At 65.2% G+C, this 264-nt stretch carries 1 pseudogene; it reads right to left on the bottom strand.

What is annotated here, in order from left to right:
* Positions 1–264, bottom strand: a pseudogene (locus tag FQ664_RS26235) (membrane-bound PQQ-dependent dehydrogenase, glucose/quinate/shikimate family); the annotation flags it as partial.

Here is a 264-nt window from a genome sequence, read left to right as displayed (position 1 = left end):
GCGCGCATCTGCTCGCGCGGCAGCCAGCCCTTGCGGTCGGCTTCGGCGCGCGGCACCAGCCGGTTGTAGTTGGGCATGTCGTTGTAGTTGGCCACGATCACGCCACGCCGCGTATCGATGGCCACGCTGCCCCAGTCCGAGCCACCGTTGTAGCCGGGGTATTCGATGGAGTGGTGATCGCTGCTGGGCGGTGTGTAGAACCCTTCGTAATGTGCCTTGCGGAACTGGATTCGGCAGACCAGCTGGTCGATGGGGGTGATGCCC

This window comes from Pseudomonas persica, assembly GCF_900291015.1.
Classification (GTDB): Bacteria; Pseudomonadota; Gammaproteobacteria; order Pseudomonadales; family Pseudomonadaceae; genus Aquipseudomonas.
Note: the sequence above shows the minus strand (reverse complement) of the source record. Positions and strands in the feature narration are given on the sequence as shown.